Annotated in this window: 24 protein-coding genes; 16 read left to right on the forward strand and 8 right to left on the reverse strand. The window is 53.3% G+C overall.

Translation table 11 applies throughout. From position 1 onward, the window contains the following. Window positions 1-30: 30 nt before the first annotated feature. From OGY13_RS01200 to OGY13_RS01210, 3 genes are read left to right on the forward strand one after another with little or no spacing between them, the layout of a single operon-like run. A complete protein-coding gene (locus OGY13_RS01200) occupies window positions 31-669 on the forward strand; it encodes a YjbF family lipoprotein (protein WP_020996091.1) in 639 nt (212 codons plus the stop codon). Next, the gene (locus tag OGY13_RS01205) at window positions 666-1,403 is read left to right on the forward strand and encodes a capsule biosynthesis GfcC family protein (protein ID WP_213752942.1); all 738 of its coding nucleotides are present in this window, start codon (window positions 666-668) and stop codon (window positions 1,401-1,403) included. The genes OGY13_RS01200 and OGY13_RS01205 overlap by 4 nt, the downstream gene beginning before the upstream one ends. After that, the gene (locus OGY13_RS01210) at window positions 1,403-3,499 is read left to right on the forward strand and encodes a YjbH domain-containing protein (protein ID WP_153686841.1); all 2,097 of its coding nucleotides are present in this window, start codon (window positions 1,403-1,405) and stop codon (window positions 3,497-3,499) included. Before OGY13_RS01205 ends, OGY13_RS01210 begins: the two co-directional genes overlap by 1 nt. Window positions 3,500-3,596: 97 nt before the next feature. On the opposite strand, the gene OGY13_RS01215 is transcribed toward OGY13_RS01210, so the two are convergent. After that, window positions 3,597-4,049: an acyltransferase gene (locus tag OGY13_RS01215; protein WP_008786912.1), complete on the reverse strand. Its 453-nt coding sequence runs from the start codon at window positions 4,047-4,049 to the stop codon at window positions 3,597-3,599. A gap of 138 nt (window positions 4,050-4,187) precedes the next feature. Between OGY13_RS01215 and psiE the strand changes: the two genes are divergently transcribed. Next, window positions 4,188-4,598, forward strand: coding sequence for a phosphate-starvation-inducible protein PsiE (gene psiE / locus OGY13_RS01220; protein WP_003031674.1), 411 nt, complete (start codon window positions 4,188-4,190; stop codon window positions 4,596-4,598). A 45-nt stretch (window positions 4,599-4,643) separates the two neighbouring features. On the opposite strand, the gene xylE is transcribed toward psiE, so the two are convergent. The 4 genes from xylE to malE all read right to left on the reverse strand — a co-directional run bounded on the left by xylE (window position 4,644) and on the right by malE (window position 10,214). Then, window positions 4,644-6,119 carry a D-xylose transporter XylE gene (gene xylE / locus OGY13_RS01225; RefSeq protein WP_032942091.1) on the reverse strand — a complete coding sequence of 492 codons (1,476 nt, stop codon included), beginning with the start codon at window positions 6,117-6,119 and terminating at the stop codon, window positions 4,644-4,646. 324 nt (window positions 6,120-6,443) lie between these two features. Then, entirely contained in the window at window positions 6,444-7,334 is an 891-nt protein-coding gene (gene malG / locus OGY13_RS01230; RefSeq protein WP_003826575.1) for a maltose ABC transporter permease MalG, read from the reverse strand. A 14-nt stretch (window positions 7,335-7,348) separates the two neighbouring features. Beyond that, the gene (gene malF / locus OGY13_RS01235; protein WP_100271648.1) at window positions 7,349-8,893 is read right to left on the reverse strand and encodes a maltose ABC transporter permease MalF; all 1,545 of its coding nucleotides are present in this window, start codon (window positions 8,891-8,893) and stop codon (window positions 7,349-7,351) included. Window positions 8,894-9,023: 130 nt separating this feature from the next. Then, the gene (gene malE, locus OGY13_RS01240; protein WP_003031680.1) at window positions 9,024-10,214 is read right to left on the reverse strand and encodes a maltose/maltodextrin ABC transporter substrate-binding protein MalE; all 1,191 of its coding nucleotides are present in this window, start codon (window positions 10,212-10,214) and stop codon (window positions 9,024-9,026) included. A 360-nt stretch (window positions 10,215-10,574) separates the two neighbouring features. On the opposite strand from malE, the gene malK reads away from it, so the two are divergent. From malK to ubiA, 5 genes are all read left to right on the forward strand, one after another. Then, on the forward strand, window positions 10,575-11,684 hold the full coding sequence (malK, locus tag OGY13_RS01245; protein WP_048215134.1) for a maltose/maltodextrin ABC transporter ATP-binding protein MalK: 1,110 nt from the start codon (window positions 10,575-10,577) through the stop codon (window positions 11,682-11,684). 91 nt (window positions 11,685-11,775) lie between these two features. Continuing rightward, entirely contained in the window at window positions 11,776-13,116 is a 1,341-nt protein-coding gene (locus tag OGY13_RS01250) for a maltoporin (protein ID WP_133085647.1), read from the forward strand. 113 nt (window positions 13,117-13,229) lie between these two features. After that, window positions 13,230-14,177: a maltose operon protein MalM gene (malM, locus tag OGY13_RS01255; protein ID WP_213752943.1), complete on the forward strand. Its 948-nt coding sequence runs from the start codon at window positions 13,230-13,232 to the stop codon at window positions 14,175-14,177. Window positions 14,178-14,357: 180 nt separating this feature from the next. Beyond that, a complete protein-coding gene (gene ubiC, locus OGY13_RS01260; protein ID WP_003826587.1) occupies window positions 14,358-14,855 on the forward strand; it encodes a chorismate lyase in 498 nt (165 codons plus the stop codon). Between the two features lie 13 nt (window positions 14,856-14,868). Further along, window positions 14,869-15,741 (forward strand): 4-hydroxybenzoate octaprenyltransferase, encoded by an 873-nt coding sequence (gene ubiA / locus OGY13_RS01265; RefSeq protein WP_213752944.1) that lies wholly within the window; start codon window positions 14,869-14,871, stop codon window positions 15,739-15,741. Window positions 15,742-15,796: 55 nt separating this feature from the next. On the opposite strand, the gene plsB is transcribed toward ubiA, so the two are convergent. Further along, window positions 15,797-18,217: a glycerol-3-phosphate 1-O-acyltransferase PlsB gene (gene plsB / locus OGY13_RS01270; protein WP_008786919.1), complete on the reverse strand. Its 2,421-nt coding sequence runs from the start codon at window positions 18,215-18,217 to the stop codon at window positions 15,797-15,799. A 170-nt stretch (window positions 18,218-18,387) separates the two neighbouring features. On the opposite strand from plsB, the gene OGY13_RS01275 reads away from it, so the two are divergent. From OGY13_RS01275 to OGY13_RS01290, 4 genes are all read left to right on the forward strand, one after another. Then, a complete protein-coding gene (locus OGY13_RS01275) occupies window positions 18,388-18,756 on the forward strand; it encodes a diacylglycerol kinase (RefSeq protein ID WP_003826594.1) in 369 nt (122 codons plus the stop codon). A 109-nt stretch (window positions 18,757-18,865) separates the two neighbouring features. Then, complete coding sequence (gene lexA, locus OGY13_RS01280; protein WP_003826596.1) at window positions 18,866-19,474, forward strand: transcriptional repressor LexA; 609 nt, start codon at window positions 18,866-18,868, stop codon at window positions 19,472-19,474. Between the two features lie 131 nt (window positions 19,475-19,605). Next, window positions 19,606-20,925 (forward strand): MATE family efflux transporter DinF, encoded by a 1,320-nt coding sequence (gene dinF / locus OGY13_RS01285; protein WP_079935026.1) that lies wholly within the window; start codon window positions 19,606-19,608, stop codon window positions 20,923-20,925. Between the two features lie 136 nt (window positions 20,926-21,061). After that, a complete protein-coding gene (locus OGY13_RS01290; protein ID WP_003031706.1) occupies window positions 21,062-21,271 on the forward strand; it encodes a CsbD family protein in 210 nt (69 codons plus the stop codon). Between the two features lie 48 nt (window positions 21,272-21,319). Here OGY13_RS01290 and zur read toward each other — a convergent pair whose 3' ends face one another. Continuing rightward, window positions 21,320-21,838: a zinc uptake transcriptional repressor Zur gene (gene zur / locus OGY13_RS01295; protein WP_003031709.1), complete on the reverse strand. Its 519-nt coding sequence runs from the start codon at window positions 21,836-21,838 to the stop codon at window positions 21,320-21,322. A 115-nt stretch (window positions 21,839-21,953) separates the two neighbouring features. Here zur and OGY13_RS01300 point away from each other — a divergent pair, with 115 nt between their 5' ends. From OGY13_RS01300 to pspG, 3 genes are all read left to right on the forward strand, one after another. Continuing rightward, complete coding sequence (locus OGY13_RS01300; protein ID WP_213752945.1) at window positions 21,954-22,442, forward strand: cupin domain-containing protein; 489 nt, start codon at window positions 21,954-21,956, stop codon at window positions 22,440-22,442. A 107-nt stretch (window positions 22,443-22,549) separates the two neighbouring features. After that, window positions 22,550-23,548, forward strand: coding sequence for a tRNA dihydrouridine(20/20a) synthase DusA (gene dusA / locus OGY13_RS01305; protein ID WP_048215129.1), 999 nt, complete (start codon window positions 22,550-22,552; stop codon window positions 23,546-23,548). 133 nt (window positions 23,549-23,681) lie between these two features. Then, window positions 23,682-23,924: an envelope stress response protein PspG gene (gene pspG, locus OGY13_RS01310; protein ID WP_048227487.1), complete on the forward strand. Its 243-nt coding sequence runs from the start codon at window positions 23,682-23,684 to the stop codon at window positions 23,922-23,924. A gap of 179 nt (window positions 23,925-24,103) precedes the next feature. Here the strand turns inward: pspG and OGY13_RS01315 are convergent, their stop codons facing one another. Then, on the reverse strand, window positions 24,104-25,087 hold the full coding sequence (locus OGY13_RS01315; protein ID WP_008786924.1) for a quinone oxidoreductase: 984 nt from the start codon (window positions 25,085-25,087) through the stop codon (window positions 24,104-24,106). Between the last annotated feature and the right edge of the window lie 58 nt (window positions 25,088-25,145).

Below are 25,145 nucleotides of genomic sequence, written 5' to 3' on the forward strand. Positions count from 1 at the left end.
CGCCACCCGGCAATAATGCGGAGAAACGTCGTGAAGCGACCAGCGCTCATAATGGTTTGCCTGTTACTGCAGGCGTGCTCAGCCACCACCGAAGGGTTGGGGCATTCGCTGTGGGATAGCGTGTTTGGTACTCCCGGCGTACAGATGACGGACGATGAAATCCAAAATATGCCCTACGCCAGCCAGTATATGCAGCTAAACGGCGGTCCCCAACTGTTTGTGGTACTCGCGTTTGCGGAAAACGGACAGCAGAAATGGGTGACTCAGGATCGGGCTATTCTCGTCACGCAGCATGGGCGCATTGTGAAAACGCATCTCGGCGGGGACAACCTAATTGAGGTGAATAATCTGGCGGAAGACCCACTCATCAAACCCAATCAGATAGTCGATGGCGCAACGTGGACCCGCACAATGGGCTGGACTGAACATCAGCAGGTACGCTATGCCACCGCGCGCTCGGTTTTCAAATGGGATGGCGCAGACACCATCAAGGTCGGCAGCGATGACACCCCGGTACGGATCCTCGATGAAGAGATAACTACCGATCAAACGCGCTGGCATAACCGCTACTGGATAGACAGTGAAGGGCAGATTCGCCAGTCGGAACAGTATCTAGGCGCGCATTACTTCCCGGTGAAAACCACGCTGATTAAGGCGGCAAAATCATGATCAAACGAGTCGTTATGGCGCTGCTGTTGGGCCTGAGCGCAGCGTCTGTTTTTGCTGCGGGCAGCGTTAAGGTCTTTACCTCCGCCAGCGAAGAGCCAAAAACGCTGACCGGGGCCGAACATCTGCTCGACCTGGTTGGACAGCCGCGGTTGAGCAATAGCTGGTGGCCAGGCGCGGTTATCAGCGAAGAGCGGGCCACGACGGAGGCGGAACGTCAGCAGCAGGCATTACTGGCTCGTCTGGCAGCGCTGAGTGCTGAAGAAAGCGGTGACGATGCTGCCGCTATCAACACATTACGCCAGCGGATTCAGGCGCTGAAGGTGACCGGCAGGCAGATGATTAATCTTGACCCGGATGTTGTGCGCGTCAGCGAGCGAGGGAACCCGCCGTTGCAGGGCAATTACACGCTGTGGGTCGGAGCGCAGCCAACGCATATCACGCTGTTTGGCCTGCTAAGCCATCCGGGTAAACAACCGTTTATGCCCGGGCGCGATGTTGCCAGTTATCTCGATGGGCAAAGTCGGCTCAGCGGCGCGGATCGTAGCTTCGCTTGGGTTATCTATCCCGACGGGCGCACGCAAAAAGTACCGGTCGCTTACTGGAACCAACGTCACGTTGAGCCGATGCCCGGCAGCATCATTTATGTCGGACTCTCTGATGCTGTCTGGAGCAGCACCCCGGATGAAATTAATGCCGACATTCTTCGCACCCTGACCCAGCGGATACCCGAATAATGAGAAAAACTTACCTGCTCAGCTTACTGGCGCTGGGCGTAAGCGTTGCCTGCCACGGTGAAACCTGGCCCGCGCCCATTGGACCTTCGCAGTCCGATTTTGGCGGCGTGGGACTGCTGCAAACCCCAACCGCACGCATGGCGCGTGAGGGCGAAATGAGCCTCAATTACCGCGATAACGATCAGTACCGCTACTACTCTGCGTCGGTGCAGCTCTTCCCGTGGCTGGAAACCACGCTGCGTTATACCGATGTGCGTACCAAAAAATACAGTAGCGTGGAGTCGTTTTCTGGCGATCAGACTTACAAGGATAAAGCTTTTGATCTCAAACTGCGGCTGTGGGAAGAGAGCTACTGGATGCCGCAGGTGGCGGTTGGCGCGCGAGATATTGGCGGAACTGGCCTGTTCGATGCGGAGTATATTGTGGCGAATAAAGCCTGGGGGCCGTTTGATTTTTCGCTTGGCCTGGGCTGGGGTTATCTCGGGACCAGTGGCAACGTCAGCAATCCGTTTTGCTCATACAGCGATAAATTCTGCTATCGCGATAACAGTTATAAGCAGGCCGGTTCTATTGACGGCAGCCAGATGTTCCACGGCCCGGCATCGCTGTTTGGCGGCGTCGAGTATCAGACGCCCTGGCAGCCGTTGCGTCTGAAACTGGAGTATGAGGGAAACAATTACCAGCAGGATTTTGCGGGCAAGCTGGATCAGAAGAGCAAGTTTAACGTCGGCGCTATTTATCGCGTCACCGATTGGGCCGACGTTAACCTCAGCTATGAGCGCGGGAACACCTTTATGTTTGGGGTCACGCTGCGGACAAACTTCAACGATCTGCGGCCAAACTATAACGACAACGACCGCCCGAAATATCAGCCACAGCCGCAGGATGCCATCCTGCAACACTCGGTGGTGGCGAATCAGCTAACGCTGCTGAAATATAACGCCGGACTGGCCGATCCTAAAATTCAGGTGCAGGGCGATACGCTGTATGTGACCGGCGAACAGGTGAAATATCGTGATTCGCGCGAAGGGATCGAACGTGCCAACCGGATCGTGATGAACGATCTTCCCGATGGGATCCGCACGATCCGTATTACGGAAAATCGTCTTAACTTGCCGCAGGTGACGACCGAAACGGAGGTTTCCAGCCTCAAGCGTCATCTGGAAGGCGAACCGTTGGGCCATGAAACCCAGCTGGCGCAAAAACGCGTTGAGCCCGTGGTGCCGAAAACGACCGAGCAGGGCTGGTATATCGATAAGTCACGCTTCGATTTCCACATCGATCCGGTGCTTAACCAGTCGGTGGGCGGCCCGGAAAACTTCTATATGTATCAGTTGGGCGTGATGGGAACGGCGGATTGGTGGGTTACCGATCACCTGCTGACCACCGGGAGTTTGTTCGCCAACCTCGCCAATAACTATGACAAATTTAACTACACCAACCCGCCGCAGGATTCGCATTTGCCACGAGTGCGTACCCATGTGCGCGAGTATGTGCAAAACGATGTCTACGTGAATAACCTACAGGCCAACTACTTCCAGTCACTCGGAAACGGGTTCTACGGACAGGTTTACGGTGGCTATCTGGAAACCATGTACGGCGGAGCGGGGGCAGAAGTGCTGTATCGTCCGTTAGACAGCAACTGGGCGTTTGGTGTTGATGCCAACTACGTGAAACAGCGTGACTGGCGTAGCGCGCAGGACATGATGAAATTCACCGACTACAGCGTGAAGACCGGGCATTTGACGGCGTACTGGAATCCGTCATTCGCTCAGGATGTACTGGTGAAAGCCAGCGTGGGCCAGTATCTGGCGGGAGATAAGGGCGGAACGCTGGAAGTGGCGAAGCGCTTTGACAGCGGCGTTGTGGTAGGCGGCTATGCGACCATCACCGACGCCTCGCCGGATGAGTACGGAGAGGGTGATTTTACCAAAGGGGTGTACGTATCCGTGCCGCTGGATCTGTTCTCGTCAGGTCCGACCCGCAGCCGTGCAGCGATTGGCTGGACGCCGTTAACGCGTGATGGCGGCCAGCAGCTTGGACGTAAGTTTGGTCTGTACGACATGACCAGCGACAGAAGTGAGAACTTCCGGTAATCGAGCCGTTTGCCAGCCGGATGGCGCTACGCTTATCCGGCCTACAAACTGCCTGTACTGCAGGCCGGATAAGGCATTTGCGCCGTCAGCAGGCAAGTTACAGGCGACGCAATAATTTTGCCGGGTTTCCTGCATACACGCCTTTCTCGGTGATCGATTTGGTCACCACGCTCCCCGCACCGATGACCGCGCCATCGCAGATGGTGACCGCCAGAATGGTCGCTCCACTGCCGATTGAGACATCGTTGCCAATCGAAATTCTTCCCCAACTGTTGCGGTCGGCGTTGGGTTTTCCTTCGCGAAACATATCGTTGGCGAACATCACGCCATGACCGATAAAACAGCGGGCGCCCAGGGTGACATATTCGCAGATGAAGGTATGCGACTGAATTTTGCTGTCTGCGCCAATTTGCGTATTACCCTGGATTTCAACAAATGGCCCGACAAAAACGTTGTCACCCAATGTGCAATTGTAGAGATTTGCGGGTTCATAAATCACCACGTTCTCACCGCAGGTAACGTTGCGGACAGCGGATTGTCTTAGCTGCATACTTCATCCTGTGAAATGTGTCGTGACATTCATCATTCCCCGCTGACCTTTCTTGCACAAAACATAAACAAAAAATGTAGATCTCTGTCACATTTTTGCGTTATACATGAACCTCGCCACTGAGTAAGAGGTGCTGTTATGACGTCGCTATCTCGTCCGCGAGTGGAGTTTATCTCCACCATCTTACAGACCGTGTTGAATCTGGGACTGCTGAGTCTGGGCCTGATCCTGGTTGTATTCCTCGGGAAAGAAACGCTGCATCTGGCGGATGTGCTGTTCGCGCCGGAACAAACCAGCAAGTATGAGCTGGTGGAAGGGCTGGTGGTTTACTTCCTCTATTTTGAATTTATCGCGCTGATTGTGAAGTACTTTCAGTCGGGGTTTCACTTTCCGTTGCGCTATTTTGTTTATATCGGGATCACCGCGATTGTGCGGTTGATCATTGTCGATCATAAAGCACCGATGGATGTGCTGATCTATTCCGCGGCGATCCTGCTGCTGGTGATCACCTTGTGGCTGTGTAATTCAAAACGGCTGAAGCGAGAGTAAAAGACAACACGCCGCAATCGGGCTGCGGCGTGTTGCAGGTCAGGATTACTGCGCAGAGGCAGGCTGGGTTTTCTCTGCGGCGGGTTCCCACAGTTCTTCAAGTTCTTCCAGCGTTTTGCCTTTGGTTTCCGGTACAAACTTCCACATAAACAGCGCCGCCAGAATACCCATACAACCGTAAATCCAGTAGGAGAAACCGTTGTGAAAATGGGAAACCAGCCACGAATTTTTGTCCATCATCGGGAAGGTCCAGGAGACGAAATAGTTCGCCAGCCATTGTGCGGCCACCGCAATGGCGAGCGCTTTGCCGCGAATCGCATTGGGGAAGATTTCTGCCAGCAGCACCCAGCAAACCGGTCCCCAGGACATGGCGAATGCGGCGACGTAAAACAGCATCGACAGCAGTGCAACCAGCCCGGAAGCCTGGGTATAAAACGCGGTACCGAGGCTGAACATACCAATGGCCATGCCCAGAGCGCCAATAATCTGCAGCGGTTTGCGACCAAATTTATCCACCGTCATGATCGCCAGCACGGTAAAGCTCAGGTTGATCACGCCAACAATGATGGTCTGTAACAGCGCTACATCGGTGCTGGCTCCCAGCGTTTTAAACACCTCTGGGGCGTAGTAGAGCACGACGTTAATACCGACGAATTGCTGGAAGATAGACAGCATTACGCCGATGACGATAACGCCTGCGCCAAACATCAGCAGGCGACCACCGGTTTTACGACCATGGTCCAGAGACTGATTGATCTCCTGCATGGCCTGGGTAGCGAGGGTGCTGCCCATAATTTTGCGCAGAATACCTTCCGCCTGCTCGTGTCTGCCACGCGCCATCAGCCAGCGCGGGCTTTCTGGTACGGTGTACAGCAGCAGTAAAAACAGCAGGGCGGGAATACTTTCGGACGCAAACATATAGCGCCAGCCATCGGTATTCAACCAGTTAGCGTCGCCAGAACGGGCGATAAAATAGTTAACGCAATACACCAACAGTTGACCAAAAATAATGGCGAATTGGTTAAATGACACCAGTTTTCCACGAATATGTGCGGGTGCCAGTTCAGCAATATACATTGGTGAGAGCATTGAGGCTAAACCTACGCCAATACCACCAATGATACGATAAATAACAAATTCGGGAACGTATCCGGCCAAATAAACAGGTACGGAATTATCAGGATTAATCGTCGTAAAGCCTAATTCCGGCCAGGCGGAACCAATACCGGAAATAAAGAACAGCAGAGCCGCGATTTTCAGCGAGTCCCGGCGGCCAAACCGGTTACTGCAATAGCCGCCCAGTGCACCGCCGATGATGCAGCCTATCAACGCACTGGCGACGCAAAAGCCCAACAGCGAGTTGGCGGCGGATTCACTTAAATGTTGTGGCGCGACAAACACGGTATTCAGGGATTCTACCGTTCCGGATATGACCGCAGTGTCGTAGCCGAATAATAGCCCTCCTAACGTTGCCACTAATGTAATCGAAAAAATATAACTGGAATTATATTGAGAGTTCATTCAGACCTGCCTTAGAGGATACAGCTCTTTTGATCAGTGCCGTGATGTTGAATTTAACAGGCAGGGAAGACAATTATCATTTTTTACATTGCAATTACGTTTTGTCTTTTCTGTGATCTTAATTCTGTTTAATTTATCTATATTCAGACAGGAAATAGAATTGCAGTGATGGGGAGCACGAAAGGAAATAATCGTAACAGTGATGCAAAATAACATAAAAAAAGGGCGCTCCGTAGAGCGCCGAATAACAGTCACAGGTTGGGATAACATAAGTTGAGGGTTGCAGTGGCATTGCCCGTTGCCGGGCTGGTACTTCGGTAAAACTTAACCTTTCACACCACCCGCGGTCAGACCGTTGACTAGCCAGCGCTGTGCCAGCAAGAACACCAGAGTGATCGGAATGGCTGAAAGTACAGCCGCGGCGGCAAAGTCGCCCCACAAATAGTTCTGTGGGTTGAGGTACTGCTGCATACCTACCGCAAGGGTATAGCTGTTCACATCACGCAGCAGCAGTGACGCGACCGGTACTTCGGTAATAGCGGCAATGAAAGACAGAATAAACACGACCGCCAGAATCGGAACGGAAAGCGGCAACAGCACCAGGCGGAATGCCTGCCACGGCGTAGCGCCATCCAGCGCGGCCGCTTCTTCCAGTGAGCCGTCGATAGTTTCGAAATAGCCCTTAATCGTCCATACATGCAGCGCAATACCGCCGAGGTAGGCGAAGATCACGCCGCCGTGCGTGTTCAGGCCGATAAACGGAATGTACTGGCCCAGGCGATCAAACAAAGCATACAACGCGACCAGAGACAGCACCGCTGGGAACATCTGGAAAATCAGCATCCCTTTCAGCAGGGTTGCTTTGCCCGGGAAACGCATACGGGCAAAGGCGTAAGCACAGGTAGTGGAAAGCGTCACGATACCGATCGCGGTAATGCTGGCCACTTTCACCGAGTTCCACAGCCATAACAGTACCGGGAACGGCGGTGGCGTCACACGGCCATCCGCGTGTTCAACGCTAAAGCCCAGCGCCAGTTTCCAGTGTTCCCAGGAGATGTTTTCCGGGATCAGGCTGCCGGTGGCAAAGTTACCTTCGCGCAGCGAGATAGCGATAACCATCAGCAGCGGGAACATGATCGCCGCGATAAAAATCAGCAGCCCTAAGTGCGTTGCGAATAAACGTAACTTTTGTGATTTCGGTTGGACCATAGCCATTGTCGTAATCTCCCTTAATCAAACTTCATACGTGTGGCTTTCAGGTTCACAATCGCCAGCGCACCAACCAGCAGGAAGATCAGCGTGGCAATCGCCGCCGCCAGACCGAAGTCCTGACCACCGCCGCCTTCAAAGGCGATACGGTAGGTGTAGCTTACGAGCAGGTCGGTATAACCGGCTGGTGTGGTGGTACCAAGACGGTCCGGACCACCGTTGGTCAACAACTGAATCAGCACGAAGTTGTTAAAGTTAAAGGCGAAGCTGGCGATCATCAGCGGCGTCAGCGGCTTAATCAACAGCGGTAGCGTTATCTTAAAGAAGTTCTGGAACGGACCTGCGCCATCCATCGCCGAGGCTTCATACAGGTCGTCAGGAATCGCTTTCAGCAGACCCATGCACAGGATCATCATGTATGGATAACCGAGCCAGGTGTTGACGATAATAATCATCGAACGCGCGGTGGTTGGGTCGCTGAACCAGGCCGGTTTGATGCCAAACAGCGCGCTCAGCATCATGTTGATTTCACCAAAGCTCTGGTTGAATAAGCCCTTGAAAATCAGAATCGAGATAAACGACGGTACGGCATACGGAAGAATCAGCAGGACGCGGTAAATCGCTTTGCCTTTGAGAGACTCCCACTGTACGAGGCAGGCCAGCACCATGCCCACGGCAACGGTCAAAATAACGGTCAGTACCGAGAAGACCACCGTCCAGACGAAGATGGCGAAGAACGGTTTCTGGATGCCTTCGTCGGTAAACACGCGGGTGAAGTTATCCCAGCCGATGGCAACGGTGTAGCCCGGGCTGAGTTTTTCGCTACCCCAGCTACCGTCAGCGTTAATCGCCTGATAATAACCAATATCGTTGTTGGCGCGGTATTTTACGCCGCTCTGGCTGTTGGTGAGCGTACCGTCTTCAGCGAGCGTATAGAGTGGCTGCGTGCCGGAAAACTGGCGCAGCGAACTCATGGTAACTTTGCTTTCATCCGGCAGGATGGCGGTCAATTGGGTAAGCGCCTGGCGATTCTGCGTGATGATACGCAGCGTTGCACGTTCGCCTGCCGGTAGCGCCTCGGCTTCTTTCAGTTGCAGTTTCTGCTCGCCGCCAAATTTAAAGGCGTCAGAAAGGTAATTCTTGCCGGTTTCACCGTCGGTGAGGGCCAGTTGCCACTCATCACCCGCCGGATACAGGCCAAAATTGTAGGTTTTACCCGCCTGATAAGAACGATCCATCAGGACTTCCTGAGCACGTTCAAATGTCAGCTGGTTGGTACTGCTGTAGTTGGTAAAAGCAATGGCGATCGTACAAACCAGCGGAAACAGGACAAACAGCCCCATACCGGCAACGCCCGGGTAAACATAGCGCCAGGCATAGGCTTTACGGTTAGCGAAAATATACAGGCCAGCAGAGCTTAAAATCAGCGTCATGATGGCAAACAGGTACTCCCCCTGAGCGTACATCAAAACAACAAGGTAACCGACCAGCAGCCCAAGCAGACCCATCACTGACCATTTCAGCGTGTCGCTTTGCCACCAGTGTTTCTTTTTAATGACATCCATGGGGTTCAATCCTCAACAACAATGAAAACCTGTTGGTCAGCGTGCCTGATGACGCTGCGCTTATCAGGCCTACATACCCTGTAGGCCTGATAAGGCATTTATGCCGCCATCCGGCACGTTCACAACTGCATTACTTGGTGATACGACCCTGTGCGTCCTTCAGTGCGGCATCGACGGTCTGACGGCCGCTGGCTGCGTTGATCACTGCGGTACGAACGGCATACCAGAATGCGGACATCTGTGGGATGTTCGGCATGATTTCGCCTTTCTGGGCGTTATCCATGGTGGCGGCGATACGTGGGTCTTTCGCTAACTGATCCTGGAAGGATTTCAGCGCAACGGCACCCAGCGGTTTGTCCTTGTTCACTTCATCCAGACCTTGATCGGTCAGCAGGTAGTTTTCGAGGAACTCTTTCGCCAGTTCTTTGTTCGGGCTGGCGGCGTTGATACCGGCGCTCAGAACGCCAACAAACGGTTTAGACGCTTTGCCTTTGAAGGTTGGCAGTAGCGTGACGCCGTAGTTGATTTTGCTCTTATCGATGTTGGACCACGCCCACGGACCGTTGATGGTCATCGCGGTATCGCCTTTGTTAAAGGCCGCTTCGGCGATGGAGTAATCGGTATCCGCGTTCATGTGTTTGTTCTTGATCAGATCAACCAGGAAGGTCAGACCCGCTTTCGCGCCAGCGTTATCCACGCCCACGTCTTTCACATCGTACTTACCGTTCTCAAACTTGAACGCGTAACCACCGTCGGCGGCAATCAGCGGCCAGGTGAAGTACGGTTCTTGCAGGTTAAACATCAGCGCGGATTTACCTTTCGCCTTCAGCTCTTTATCCAGTGCAGGAATTTCTTCCCAGGTTTTTGGTGGATTTGGAACGAGGTCTTTGTTGTAAATCAGCGACAGCGCTTCAACCGCGATCGGGTAGGCAATCAGTTTGCCGTTATAGCGTACGGCATCCCAGGTGAACGGATAGAGCTTGTCCTGGAACGCTTTGTCAGGCGTGATTTCAGCCAGCAGGCCAGACTGAGCGTAGCCGCCAAAACGGTCATGCGCCCAGAAGATGATGTCCGGGCCGTCGCCGGTCGCGGCAACCTGCGGGAACTTCTCTTCCAGTTTGTCCGGGTGCTCAATGGTGACTTTGATCCCGGTGTCTTTCTCGAATTTTTTGCCCACTTCAGCGAGGCCGTTATAGCCTTTGTCGCCGTTAATCCAGATAACCAGCTTACCTTCTTCAATCTTGGCGAGAGCCGAGGCGGAAAACATCATCGTCGTTAATGCAGACAATGCGAGGATGCGTGCGCCAGTTTTGATTTTCATAGTTCCCATCCTGTTTGGTGATTTTGCAGAGGTGGCTTAACGGTTACTAGTTTCTTTATACGACAACCTCTTTCCATCCTCCTTACCCCTACGCCCCACCCGCTCTTTATGTGATCTGTGTTACATAAATGTGAGTATTGCGTACTGGCGCACATAAAAACCCACCGATTTTTGCAGGCTGCATCACGAAATTCCTCTGAGGCTGGTGGCCCGGGTCTCAGACGCTGCTCTCTCATCCTCCCGCCTCCTCCCCCATAAAAAAGCCGGGGGGTGGAGGATTCACGCAGTCAAGGGATCGCGCATAGTCAGCCCATCATGAATGTTGCTGTCGATGACAGGTTGTAACGAAGGGAGAAGGGCATGGCGAGCGTACAGCTACGAAATGTAACGAAAGCCTGGGGTGACGTGGTGGTATCGAAAGATATCAATCTCGACATTCACGAAGGGGAATTCGTGGTGTTTGTCGGACCGTCAGGCTGCGGTAAGTCGACCTTGCTGCGTATGATCGCCGGACTTGAAACCATCACCAGTGGTGACCTGTTTATCGGGGAGACCCGGATGAACGACATTCCGCCCGCCGAACGCGGTGTGGGCATGGTCTTTCAGTCCTACGCGTTGTATCCCCATTTGTCCGTCGCGGAGAACATGTCGTTCGGCCTCAAACTGGCCGGAGCGAAAAAAGAGGTGATGAACCAGCGCGTGAATCAGGTTGCGGAAGTTCTTCAACTGGCACACCTGCTGGAGCGTAAACCGAAAGCGCTTTCCGGTGGACAACGTCAGCGTGTGGCGATTGGCCGTACGCTGGTCGCCGAGCCGCGCGTATTCCTGCTGGATGAACCGCTGTCAAACCTCGACGCCGCTCTGCGCGTGCAGATGCGCATTGAAATCTCCCGCCTGCATAAACGTCTTGGCCGCACGATGATTTACGTCACCCACGATCAGGTCGAAGCGATGACACTGGCCGACAAAATTGTGGTGCTGGATGCCGGTCGCGTAGCGCAGGTTGGTAAGCCTCTGGAACTGTATCACTACCCGGCTGACCGCTTTGTGGCGGGCTTCATTGGTTCACCGAAGATGAACTTCCTGCCGGTGAAAGTCACGGCAACGGCTATCGATCAGGTGCAGGTTGAACTGCCCAACCGCCAGCAAATATGGCTCCCGGTAGACAGCCATGCGGTACAGGTTGGCGCCAACATGTCTTTAGGTATCCGCCCGGAACATCTGCTGCCCAGCGATATCGCCGATGTCACCCTTGAAGGTGAAGTGCAGGTGGTCGAGCAGCTTGGTCACGAAACACAAATTCATATCCAGATCCCCGCCATCCGTCAAAACCTGGTTTACCGCCAGAACGACGTGGTGTTGGTAGAAGAGGGTGCCACATTCGCTATCGGCCTGCCGCCAGAGCGTTGCCATCTGTTCCGTGAGGATGGCACTGCATGTCGTCGGTTGCACCAAGAGCCGGGCGTTTAAGGCCCCCATAAAAAAACGAAACGCAAAACCATTCGCAGTTTTAGAAGGTGGCAGCGTTTAAAGAAAAGCAATGATCTCAGGAGATAGAACGATGATTACTCTGCGCAAACTCCCTCTGGCGGTTGCTGTAGCAGCAGGCATTATGTCTGTTCAGGCAATGGCTGTGGATTTCCATGGTTATGCTCGTTCCGGCATTGGCTGGACAGGTAGCGGCGGTGAACAACAATGTTTCCAGGCAACAGGTGCACAAAGTAAATACCGTCTTGGTAACGAATGTGAAACCTATGCGGAAATTAAATTAGGTCAGGAAGTGTGGAAAGAGGGCGATAAGAGCTTCTACTTCGACACTAACGTTGCCTACTCCGTTGCACAGCAAAATGACTGGGAAGGGACTGACCCGGCCTTCCGTGAAGCCAACGTGCAGGGTAAAAACCTGATTGAATGGCTGCCAGGCTCCACTATCTGGGCCGGTAAGCGCTTCTATCAGCGTCATGACGTCCACATGATCGACTTCTACTACTGGGATATTTCAGGTCCTGGTGCTGGTCTGGAAAACATCGATGTAGGCTTCGGTAAACTGTCTCTGGCTGCAACCCGTTCTTCTGAAGCGGGCGGTTCTTCCTCCTTCGCCAGCAACAGCATTTATGATTACACCACCCGTACCGCGAACGACGTGTTTGACGTTCGTTTAGCGCAGATGGAAATTAACCCAGGCGGTACGCTGGAACTGGGCGTTGACTACGGTCGTGCAAACCCGCGCGATGATTATCGCCTGGTTGACGGCGCATCTAAAGATGGCTGGATGTTCACCGCTGAACACACCCAAAGCATGCTGAAAGGCTACAACAAGTTTGTGGTTCAGTACGCTACCGACTCCATGACCTCTCAGGGTAAAGGTTTGTCTCAGGGCTCTGGCGTGGGCATTGATAGCAACTCCAACTTTGCTTACGACATTAACAACAACGGCAGCCTGCTGCGTATCCTCGACCACGGCGCAATCTCTCTGGGCGATCGTTGGGACCTGATGTACGTCGGTATGTACCAGGATATCGACTGGGATAACAACAACGGCACTAAGTGGTGGACCGTGGGCGTTCGTCCAATGTTCAAATGGACGCCAATCATGAGCACCTTGTTGGAAGTGGGCTACGACAACGTCAAATCCCAGGAAACTGGCGATACCAACAACCAGTATAAAATTACTCTGGCACAACAGTGGCAGGCTGGCGACAGCATCTGGTCTCGTCCGGCTATCCGCGTCTTCGCAACCTATGCTAAGTGGGATGAGAAGTGGGGCTACGACTACAACGGTAACCCATCTAATAACGCGAACTTCGGTAAAGCAGTTAAAGACGGCTTTAACGGCGGTTCCTTTGGCCGTGGCGACAGCGATGAATGGACCTTCGGTGCCCAGATGGAAATCTGGTGGTAATCCAGCACTAACCTGACGTAAAGACCGAAAGAGGGGCGCAAGCCCCTCTTGATTACGGTTTAGCGCGCTATTGCCTGGCCACCGCTGAACCCATGCTATCTGAGGTGATAACAATGAAAATGAAGAAAAGTCTCGTTGCCCTTTGTTTATCTGCAGGGTTATTTGCCAGCGCGCCTGGCATCAGCCTGGCCGATGTAAATATTGTTCCGCAGAACACCACCGCGGCCCCAGCAATTCCCACTGCTGCGCTGCAACAGTTAACCTGGACGCCGGTTGATCAATCTAAAACTCAGTCCACACAGCTTGCCAATGCAGGTCAGCGTTTAGATGTTGCTGGTATTACTGGCCCTGTAGCGGCCTATAGCGTACCGGCGAATATTGGCGAGTTGACGCTGACGCTGACCAGTGAAGTCAACAAACAAACCAGCGTATTTGCGCCAAACGTCTTAATTCTCGATCAGAATATGACGCCATCTGCGTTCTTCCCCAGCAGCTATTTCACCTACCAGGAGCCCGGCGTGATGAGTGCCGATCGTCTGGAAGGCGTAATGCGTCTGACGCCAGCGCTGGGCCAGCAAAAACTGTATGTTCTGGTCTTTACCACAGATAAAGATCTCCAGCAGACCACGACTCTGCTTGACCCGGCAAAAGCCTATGCCAAGGGGGTAGGTAACGCTGTTCCGGATATTCCGGACCCGATTGCCCGCCACACCACCGACGGTCTGCTGCATCTGAAAGTTAAAACCAGCTCCTCCTCCAGCGTGCTGGTCGGGCCGCTGTTTGGTTCTTCCGGTCCTGGCCCTGTTACGGTTGGTAATACCGCAGCGCCTGCAGTGGCCCTTGCTGCTCCGGCGGCAGCCGTTGCTGCTCCGGCACCACAACCCGTGAAGAAAAGCGAGCCAATGCTGAACGACACGGAAAGCTATTTTAATCAGGCGATTAAGGATGCAGTTGCAAAAGGCGATGTTGATAAAGCGCTGAAGCTGCTTGATGAAGCGGAACGTCTGGGATCCAAATCTGCCCGATCCACCTTTATCAGCAGTGTAAAAGGCAAGGGGTAAACATCTCCCCACATTGTTGATTTTGCAACAACTGGTGCGTCTCCTGGCGCACCTTTTTTTATCCTTCGGTGCTAATTGTTACACTTATGTTGCCCTGCCGATCACTTAATCGTGTTTGCTCACCCCGTAATGCCTTTTCTGCGATACAATGCCTTCAGGTTATAAATCGGAGAGTAAGGCATGCCACACCCTGCGTTAACGCAACTGCGTGCGCTGCGTTATTTTGATGCGATCCCGGCGCTGGACGCCCAACTGCTCGACTGGTTGTTATTGGAAGATTCCATGACCAAACGTTTTGAGCAGCAGGGGAAAAAGGTCACCGTAACGTTGATTCGCGAAGAATTCGTTGGGCAAAATGAGGTGGCTGAAGAACTGACGCTGCTGCCTAAAGAGTCTCGTTATTGGTTACGTGAAATCCTGTTATGCGCGGATGGTGAACCCTGGCTTGCCGGACGGACTGTGGTGCCTGAATCAACCTTGTGCGGCCCTGAACTGGCCTTACAGAACCTGGGGAAAACCCCGCTCGGACGCTACCTGTTTACGTCATCGACATTGACCCGAGATTTTATTGAGATTGGCCGCGATGCAGCGCTGTGGGGGCGTCGTTCCCGCCTGCGGCTGAGCGGTAAGCCACTGATGCTTACCGAGCTTTTTCTGCCTGCGTCGCCGTTGTACTGAGAGGAAGATAAAGATGGAGTGGAGTCTGACGCAGAATAAGCTGCTGGCGTTTCACCGCTTGATGCGTACGGATAAGCCAATCGGCGCCTTACTGCTGCTCTGGCCTACGCTGTGGGCTCTGTGGGTGGCGACCCCAGGCATGCCGCAACTGTGGATCCTGGCGGTTTTTGTCGCTGGCGTTTGGTTAATGCGCGCCGCCGGATGCGTGGTGAATGATTATGCCGACAGGAAATTTGACGGGCACGTCAAACGCACCGCGAATCGACCGCTGCCGAGCGGGGCTGTCACCGAGAAAGAAGCCCGAACGCTGTTTGTGGTACTGGTGTTGCTGGCCTTCCTGCTGGTTTTGACCCTCAACACGATGACCATTTTGTTGTCCGTTGCGGCATTAGCATTAGCGTGGGTTTACCCATTTATGAAGCGCTATACGCATCTGCCGCAGGTGGTGCTGGGGGCGGCGTTTGGCTGGTCGATCCCGATGGCGTTCGCCGCCGTGAGTGAATCCGTACCGCTGAGCTGCTGGCTAATGTTCCTCGCCAATATCCTCTGGGCGGTGGCCTATGATACGCAGTACGCCATGGTTGACCGGGATGATGACCTGAAGATCGGCATTAAATCGACCGCGATCCTGTTCGGTCAGAACGACAAGCTGATTATTGGTATTTTGCAGGTAGGCGTGCTGGCGCTGATGGCGCTGGTGGGCTGGCTAAACGGGTTGGGACTGGGCTATTACTGGTCTCTGCTGGTGGTGGGCGCGCTGTTTGTCTATCAGCAGAAACTGATCGTCAACCGCGAACGTGATGCCTGCTTTAAAGCGTTTATGAACAATAACTACGTTGGTCTGGTGCTGTTCTTAGGTCTGGCAATGAGCTACTGGCATTTTTGATTTTGGCTTAGCCTGCAAAATAAAAAACCGGTCATTCCGACCGGTTTTTTTATGCTTACTCGCCCTGAGTGGCGCTCTCGATGGTCAGACGCACATCTGACGTGACCAGTTCGGCCAGCATCTGATAGATCTTCATCGTCTCTTCCGGTTCGGCATCTCCGGTATCGCTGATGAATCCCTCGTCACGCAGCGTCAGCACCAGAGAGCTGAACACGGCTTTATCGAAGAATTCCGGCGCGTTAATGCCGTGCAGCACTGAGAGGCGTTGCGCCACGGTGCGGCTTTCTTTCTCCAGCGTGCCACGGTTGATGGACGGGTTCGCGCTCAGCAGCCAGAAGGTAATGGCGTAGCGCTGCAACGTCTCGCGAGCACCTGCCGCCAGCAGCTGTAGCGTGCGGGAGCGGGCTGGATTGATATGCAGTTCGTCATCGGTCAGGGTGATGAGTCCCTGGCGCTGCATTTCGCTGGCCAGTTCGTCAATCACTCCGGCAAGCTCATCACGCTCCCAGCGTAAGAACAGCTCCGCTTTTAACATTGGGTACAGCGCGTCGATATGCTGCTGCAACGCGGCGCGTGAAATACGACGATGCTGAGTCACGATGGCTGCCATCAACGAAGGCAAAACCAGCATATGCGCAATGTTATTGCGGTAGTAAGTCATCAAGACCGCCTGCTCGCGCGGCAGAATAATGATGTCACCGATGGTGTCTTTCTCGACCTCAAACTTGTTCATCTGCAAGGCGTGGTCGATCAGTTCACTGGCGCTCTGCGCCGGCACAGTCGAATCCGCAGCATACGGCACGTTGCGCAGCAGGCTCAGGTAGCAGTCGAGTTGTTCGGTCAGCTGTTCACGGGTCAGAGAGCGCTGGCGGGAGGCCAGTAAAGCAGTACAGCACAGGTTCATGGCGTTGGCCGCGCCTGCGTTGTTAATGCGCACCATCAAATCGGCGGCAATGTTATTCACCGTCGGCGTCAGCCAGGCCGGGCGGATAGACTCGATAGGGTCAATAGATTCACGCCACTCCGGCACATGCTGGTTGAGGTAAGTCATCAATGGCATTGGTTCACCAAAGTTGACGTAGCCCTGACCCAGGTTACGCAGCTTGCTTAAGCCACGCAGCATTTGCGGCAGGCTTTCTTTCTCTTTCGTCGCGCCACGCAGCTCTTTCGCGTAGGTGCCCACTTCCATTACGTGCTCATAGCCGATGTAAATAGGAACGAGAGTAATAGGGCGCGTACCGCCGCGCAGCATCGCCTGAATAGTCATCGACAGCGTGCCGGTTTTCGGGTCGAGCAGACGACCGGTACGTGAACGGCCCCCTTCGACAAAGTACTCAACCGAGTAACCGCGGCTGAACAGCTCGCCCAGGTATTCACGGAATACGGTGGAATAGAGCTTGTTGCCCTTGAAGGTACGACGAATAAAGAACGCGCCCAGACGGCGGAAAATCGGACCCGCGGGCCAGAAGTTCAGGTTGATACCGGCTGCGATGTGCGGCGGCACCAGGCCCTGATGGTACAGAACGTACGACAGCAGCATATAGTCCATATGGCTGCGGTGGCACGGAACGTACACGATTTCATGCCCATCATGCGCCAACTGGCGTACACGTTCAGCATTGTGAACGTTAATCCCCTGATACAGACGGTTCCAGGTAAAGCCCAGAATACGGTCCGTCAGACGAATCATTTCGTAGGAGAAGTTGGCGGCAATCTCTTCCATCAGCGCAATGGCATTTTGCTGCGCTTTTTCGTGGGAGATTTTTTTACTGCGCGCTTCATCTTCTACCGCACGAGCGATCGCTTTTGAAGCTAACAGCTTATTAAACAGATCCTGGCGGGCAGGGAGGCGCGGGCCGACAGCGGCCAGGCGCTGGCGAGCAAAGTGCATACGCGCCACGCGTGCCAGCTTCTGAGCGATGATCTTATCCGTACCGTGTTCATCCGCCATACGGCGCAGAGAGACCGACGGGGAGAAGCGGACAAAACTGTCGCGACCCAACCAGGACACCGCAAAGAATTTCTGTACGCCGTTTAGCATACGTAACGGCGGATTGACCTCGCCTTTTTCACGCCCTGGCGCACGGCCAAACATCACCGAAACTGGCACCATCTGCACATCCAGATCTGGATTGCTGCGATGCAAGTCGAGATAGTTGTGGAACAGCTTGATGGACTCTTCTTTCGGCGTGTAATAGGTGAATACACGCGGACCGCCGTGAATAAACACGTAGCGCGGTAACAGCGTTCCGTCTATCTCTAGTGGTTCCAGGGGATCGGGGAGGTCGTGCACCAGACATTGGGCACGCAGCGTCAGCAAGTCTGCTTTCGAATTGTACGGTAGGACGTACATAATGGGACGCGAAGTATCGAGTCCCAATTCCGGAGCAGGTTCTGCTGGAATAGACTTGCTTTTTACCAGGACGCTTAATGGTAAATTCAGTAATTTGTAGTAAATTCGTGGCCAGCCGGACATAAACGATGTAAAGCCTCTGGTTAATAATGCAAATGCGCTGCAAGGATATCAGAAAGTTTAGTGAATTTCTGTGGTATCCGGTCATACTTCGCGCTGCTTTGCCACACCCTGAACAAACGGGGTAACGTTACAATGACATTGACGCTAATAATGTAAAAAGGTTCTTTTTGATGGCCAATAATACCACTGGATTCACCCGAATTATCAAAGCTGCAGGTTATTCCTGGAAAGGTTTTCGCGCCGCATGGATTAATGAGGCGGCATTCCGTCAGGAAAGTGTTGCCGTCCTGCTGGGCGTCGCCATCGCCTGCTGGCTGGATGTTGATGCAATTACCCGCGTGTTGTTGATCGGTTCTGTGATGCTGGTGATGATCGTTGAAATCCTCAACAGTGCGATTGAAGCGGTAGTTGATCGTATTGGTTCTGAGTACCACGAACTTTCCGGTCGAGCGAAAGATATGGGGTCGGCTGCGGTATTGCTGTCTATTTTTGTCGCTCTAATCACCTGGGGCATCCTGTTGTGGTCGCATTTGCGATAAGGCTTCCACAACTGCATAAATCTCCTGTTTTTTGTGCAGTTTGCGGTTCCAAAATAGCCTTTAGCTGTATATACTCACAGCATAACTGTATATACACCCAGGGGGCGGAATGAAAGCGTTAACGGCCAGGCAACAAGAGGTGTTTGATCTCATTAGAGATCACATCAGCCAGACAGGTATGCCACCGACGCGTGCGGAGATCGCGCAGCGTTTGGGGTTCCGTTCCCCAAACGCAGCTGAAGAACACCTGAAAGCGCTGGCGCGTAAAGGTGTGCTGGAAATTGTATCCGGCGCATCGCGCGGTATTCGACTGTTGCAGGAAGAAGAAGAAGGGTTACCGCTTGTGGGGCGCGTGGCTGCCGGTGAGCCACTTCTGGCGCAGCAGCACATCGAAGGCCACTATCAAGTCGATCCTTCACTGTTCAAACCGAACGCCGATTTTCTTCTGCGCGTTAGCGGTATGTCGATGAAAGATATCGGGATTATGGACGGTGATTTACTCGCTGTGCATAAAACCCAGGACGTGCGTAACGGCCAGGTTGTTGTTGCCCGTATTGATGACGAAGTTACGGTTAAGCGCCTGAAAAAGCAGGGAAACAAGGTTGAACTCCTGCCAGAAAACAGCGAATTCAAACCTATCGTTGTCGACCTGCGCGAACAAAACTTCACTATTGAAGGGCTGGCAGTAGGCGTCATCCGTAACGGTGAATGGCTGTAATTTTCTGTTGAATCCCTGTAGGCCGGATAAGACGATGACGTCGCCATCCGGCAACGTGCCCGGTAGCGCTGCGCTTGCCGGGCCTGCATCACATTATCCAGTACGTCTAACTTCTTCTCAGGCCCTCCTGTATGCCTTTCTTTACCTCTTCTGATAAAGCACTCTGGCACCTCGCCTTACCCATGATCTTTTCCAATATCACCGTTCCCCTGCTGGGACTGGTGGATACCGCGGTGATTGGTCATCTGGATAGTCCGGTCTATCTTGGCGGTGTTGCGGTTGGTGCTACGGCAACCAGTTTTCTTTTTATGCTGCTGCTTTTTTTGCGCATGAGCACCACCGGTCTTACCGCCCAGGCATTTGGTGCGAAAAATCCGCAGGCGCTGGCGCGCGCACTGGTGCAGCCGCTCATGCTGGCGCTGGGAGCAGGGTTGCTTATCGCACTTTTTCGTACGCCGATTATCGATCTGGCTCTGCACATTGTTGGCGGAAGTGAAGCGGTATTGGAGCAGGCCCGACGTTTCCTCGAAATTCGCTGGTTAAGCGCACCCGCCTCGCTGGCGAATCTGGTGCTGCTCGGCTGGCTGCTTGGCGTTCAGTATGCGCGTGCGCCGGTTATCTTGTTGATTGTCGGTAATATTCTCAACATTGTGCTCGATATATGGCTGGTGATGGGCCTGCATATGAACGTGCAGGGTGCGGCACTGGCAACGGTGATTGCTGAATATGCCACCTTGCTGATCGGCCTGATGATGGTGCGCAAAGTCCTGCATATGCGCGGAATTTCGCTGGCAATGCTGAAGCAGGCGTGGCGTGGCAACTTCCGCCGTTTGCTGGCGCTTAACCGTGACATCATGTTGCGCTCGCTACTGCTGCAGCTCTGTTTTGGCGCAATCACGGTGCTGGGTGCGCGTCTGGGAGGCGATATCATTGCGGTTAATGCCGTTCTGATGACCCTGTTAACCTTTACCGCCTACGCGCTGGATGGATTTGCCTATGCCGTGGAAGCGCATTCGGGCCAGGCCTATGGGGCGCGAGACGGTAGCCAGTTGCTGGACGTCTGGCGGGCGGCCTGCCGACAGTCCGGTATTGTGGCTATTTTGTTTTCGCTGGTTTATGCCCTGTTTGGCGAGCAGATTGTTGCGCTGCTGACCTCGCTGCCGCAGATCCAACAGCTGGCCGATCGCTATCTTTTCTGGCAGGTGGTGTTACCGCTGGTGGGTGTCTGGTGTTATCTGCTAGACGGAATGTTTATTGGCGCGACGCGCGCGGCAGAAATGCGCAACAGTATGGCCGTTGCTGCCACAGGATTCGCATTAACGCTGCTGACTTTGCCGTGGCTGGGAAACCATGGCTTGTGGTTGGCGTTAACCGTTTTCCTGGCGTTGCGCGGGCTTTCACTGGCCTTTATCTGGCGACGTCACTGGCGTAATGGAACCTGGTTTGCCTGAGCGGGATGGTTAAAAATTCCGAATAGTAAATAAAACCCAGAATCACTGACTACACTTATTCTCACGTCCAGCAAAAACAGCATGTGTCTGGACATGGCACTCTCGCTATTCACAACCTAACGATGAGGACTTGATGATGAATAAAGACGAAGTCGGCGGCAACTGGAAGCAGTTTAAAGGTAAAGTGAAAGAGCAATGGGGCAAACTGACCGATGATGATATGACGGTCATTGAAGGTAAACGTGACCAACTGGTCGGTAAAGTCCAGGAGCGTTACGGTTACGCGAAAGATCAGGCGGAGAAAGAAGTTAACGATTGGGAAAAACGTAATGATTACCGCTGGTAATTAACCCTTCCCTCCTGAGAGTACAAGGATGTACGCTCTCCCGCTTACCTAGCGCCCAACTTTCTTCTTCACCTGAATCGTATGGTCATGCTGGCACTCGCCAGGATGGCGGCAAGATTCAACTTCCACACAGGCCGGACACAGCCCGTGGGCTTCAATAACGTTATGCCGCAGTGCAAAGCCCATTTTTGCCGCCAGCGTATGCATAATGTCTTCCACGCCTTCCGCACACTCTTCTTTTACCACGCCACAGCGGTCGCAAATGAACATTGCGGAACTGTGGGTTGGCTGATCGAACAGATGACAAAGCACATAGCTGTTGGTGGATTCCACCTTGTGCACGAAACCTTGTTCCAGCAGAAAATCGAGCGCACGATATACGGTAGGTGGTTTAGCCTGTGGCTCAGTTTCCCGCAACAGGTCGAGCAGGTCATAGGCGCTGATCGCACCTTCCTGCAGGCTCATCAGGCGCAGTACTTCGAGGCGTTGTGGCGTAAGCCGCACGTTGCGTTGCGCGCAGAGTTTTTCAGCTTGAGCCAATAACTCTTGCGTAGTGGTTTTGTCCATTTGGCGCCTCGATTTGCGTGGAAGGTTAATCCCTTACTTTAACATGTTCTGCTTAAAACGCCGAGATCCACCGTGGTGTGCTATACCTGACGCATCGCAATACTGGAAAATAACCATGAAAAGACCCGATTGTATTCGCCACTGGCGTGAGGTTGAGGGGGCTGATGACTCCACTTATCCTGACAGCGATGAGCTATTTGCTATTGGTGCGCCGCTTGCCCGCAAGTTGGGGTTAGGACGACTCGGTATTCATCATGAACGCCTGTCGCCGGGTCGGCGTACCTCGTACCCGCACGCCGAAAGCGATGAGGAAGAATTTATCTACGTGCTGGAAGGTTATCCTGAGGCCTGGATTAACGGGTATTTATGGAAGCTGGAACCGGGCGACAGCGTCGGTTTCCCGGCAGGTACAGGCGTGTGCCATACCTTTATCAATAACACCAGTGAAGAGGTGCGCCTGTTAGTCGTGGGTGAGGCGAACAAAAAATACAACCGCATTTATTATCCGCTTAACCCGGTCTATGCCGCTACACGTGAGGATCGCTGGGTCGACCATCCGCCGCAGTTTTTTGGATCTCACGACGGAAAACCGGGGCGTAAATAGCTTTTGTTTAGGGTCAGGGGGAGTGAGCCGCGAGGATGTGGCTCACTATCGTAACGGTCTATGCTATAGTAGCGCCCCTTTTTTAACCGGATGCTTGAATATTCGCCATGCTGCCTGAATCTCAGTCTACCGCTTTTCCCGCTCATCGTTTTTCTATCGCGCCGATGCTCGACTGGACGGACAGACACTGCCGCTACTTTTTGCGCTTACTGTCCAGCCAGACGCTGCTCTATACGGAGATGGTAACCACTGGGGCAATCATTCATGGTAAAGGCGATTATCTGGCGTATAGCGAAGAAGAACATCCGGTCGCATTGCAACTGGGCGGGAGCGATCCTGCGGCGCTGGCGCAGTGCGCAAAGCTCGCTGAACAGCGGGGCTACGACGAAATTAACCTCAACGTGGGTTGTCCTTCCGACCGCGTACAGAATGGCATGTTTGGCGCCTGCCTGATGGGGAATGCGCAACTGGTCGCCGATTGCGTCAAAGCAATGCGCGACGTGGTGTCGATTCCGGTAACGGTGAAAACTCGTATCGGTATTGATGACCAGGACAGCTACGAATTCCTCTGCGATTTCATCAACACGGTATCTGGCAAAGGCGAATGTGAGATGTTTATCATTCACGCCCGCAAGGCCTGGCTGTCAGGGTTAAGCCCGAAAGAAAACCGCGAAATTCCACCGCTGGATTATGACCGTGTTTATCAGTTAAAGCGCGATTTTCCGCATCTGACGATGTCGATCAACGGCGGCATTAAATCGTTGGAAGAAGCGAAAATTCATCTTCAACATATGGATGGCGTGATGGTGGGGCGTGAGGCGTATCAAAACCCAGGCATTCTGGCGTCCGTTGACCGCGAGATTTTTGCAGCTACCACCAAAGATTCCGATCCAGTCGCCGTGGTGCGTGCCATGTACCCGTATATTGAGCGTGAACTGAGTAAGGGAACCTATTTGGGACATGTGACACGCCATATGTTGGGGCTGTTTCAGGGTATTCCCGGTGCGCGCCAGTGGCGTCGTTACCTGAGCGAGAATGCACATAAAGCCGGGGCAGATATTAACGTTCTGGAGCACGCGCTGAAGCTGGTGGCAGACAAGCGTTAAGTTTTCACCAAAAGTTAGTTAATTTCACCACGCCCTGCGCTTTGTCGCGGGGCGTTTTCTTTATAAATCAACGCATTATTTTTGGCATGTTTCTTGTAAAGCAATGGAGAGAATTTCATTTCGGGAGAGAGCCATGCTGGAACTACTTTTTGTGATTGGATTTTTTATCATGCTGATGGTCACCGGCGTATCTTTGCTGGGCGTTCTGGCCGCATTGGTCGTAGCCACCGCCGTGATGTTTCTGGGCGGACTATTTGCCTTGATGATTAAACTGTTGCCCTGGCTGCTACTGGCTGTTGCCGTGGTGTGGGTGATCAAGACGATAAAAGCGCCAAAAGTCCCACAGTATCAGCGCAATAACCGCCGGTTTTACTAAGGTATTGAGCGGTACGTCACAACCTGCAACATTGCCTTTAGAACCAAATAGGAATTGATTATCAAATCTGTCACTATTGCCAGGTTAACGAATTCATCGAGCTGTACCCTACATACAGCCGAACTAAAAAAAGAAAGGGCTTCCTGCGGGAAGCCCTAATTCTTTCTTTCCCCGTCATCTTAAGGAATTAGCAAACTCGATCCCTGCGTGGCACGGCTTTCCAGTACTTCATGAGCACGCTGTGCATCGTGCAGTGCGAACGTTTGACCAGGCGCGACATCCACTTTGATCACTCCACTGGCAATCAGCGAGAAAAGCTCATTGCTGGCTTCGGTTAATTCGCGGTGATTGGTGATGTAACCCTGTAGAGAAGGACGGGTCACGTAGAGCGAACCTTTCTGGTTCAGAATGCCTAAGTTCACGCCGGTCACCGGCCCGGAAGCATTACCAAAGCTGACCATTAATCCCCGGCGCTGTAAACAATCCAGCGAGGCTTCCCAGGTATCTTTCCCCACCGAGTCATACACCACTCGCACTTTTTTACCGCCAGTTACCTCTTTCACTCGCTCAACAATGCTCTCTTCACGATAGTTAATGACCTGCCATGCGCCAGCCTGCAGTGCAATTTGCGCTTTTTGCGCACTGCCGACGGTACCAATCAGCTTCGCACCCAAGGCTTTTGCCCACTGGCAGGCAATCATGCCGACGCCGCCCGCAGCCGCATGGAACAAAAACGGCTCATCAGGTTGAATTTCATAGGTTTTACGTAACAGATAAAAAACGGTTAGCCCTTTAAGAAACGAGGCGGCAGCTTGTTCAAACGAGATAGCGTTAGGCAGGATGGCGGCTTTATCGGCCGGAACGTTATGCACTGAGCTGTAGGCGCCAAGAGCAGACTGGGCGTACACCACGCGATCGCCAGCTTTAATGTGTGTCACTTTGCTGCCGACTTTGCTGACTACGCCGGCAGCTTCGGTACCCAGCCCGCTGGGCAGGGAAGGCGGTGGATAAAGGCCACTGCGGATGTAGGTGTCGATATAGTTGATCCCAATCGCTTTGTTCTCGACCTGGATTTCGTTTTCCGCCGGGTCTACGGGCGTAAACTCCACCGCCTTGAGTACATCAGGGCCACCATGCTTGTGAAATTCAATACGTGTTGCCATGCTTCCTCCAAAAGAAATGTGGTAATCTTTCGACCCAATCATTATCTCGGTAACTCCA

The organism is Citrobacter sp. Cpo045, from assembly GCF_030332875.1.
GTDB classification, from domain to species: Bacteria; Pseudomonadota; Gammaproteobacteria; order Enterobacterales; family Enterobacteriaceae; genus Citrobacter; species Citrobacter portucalensis.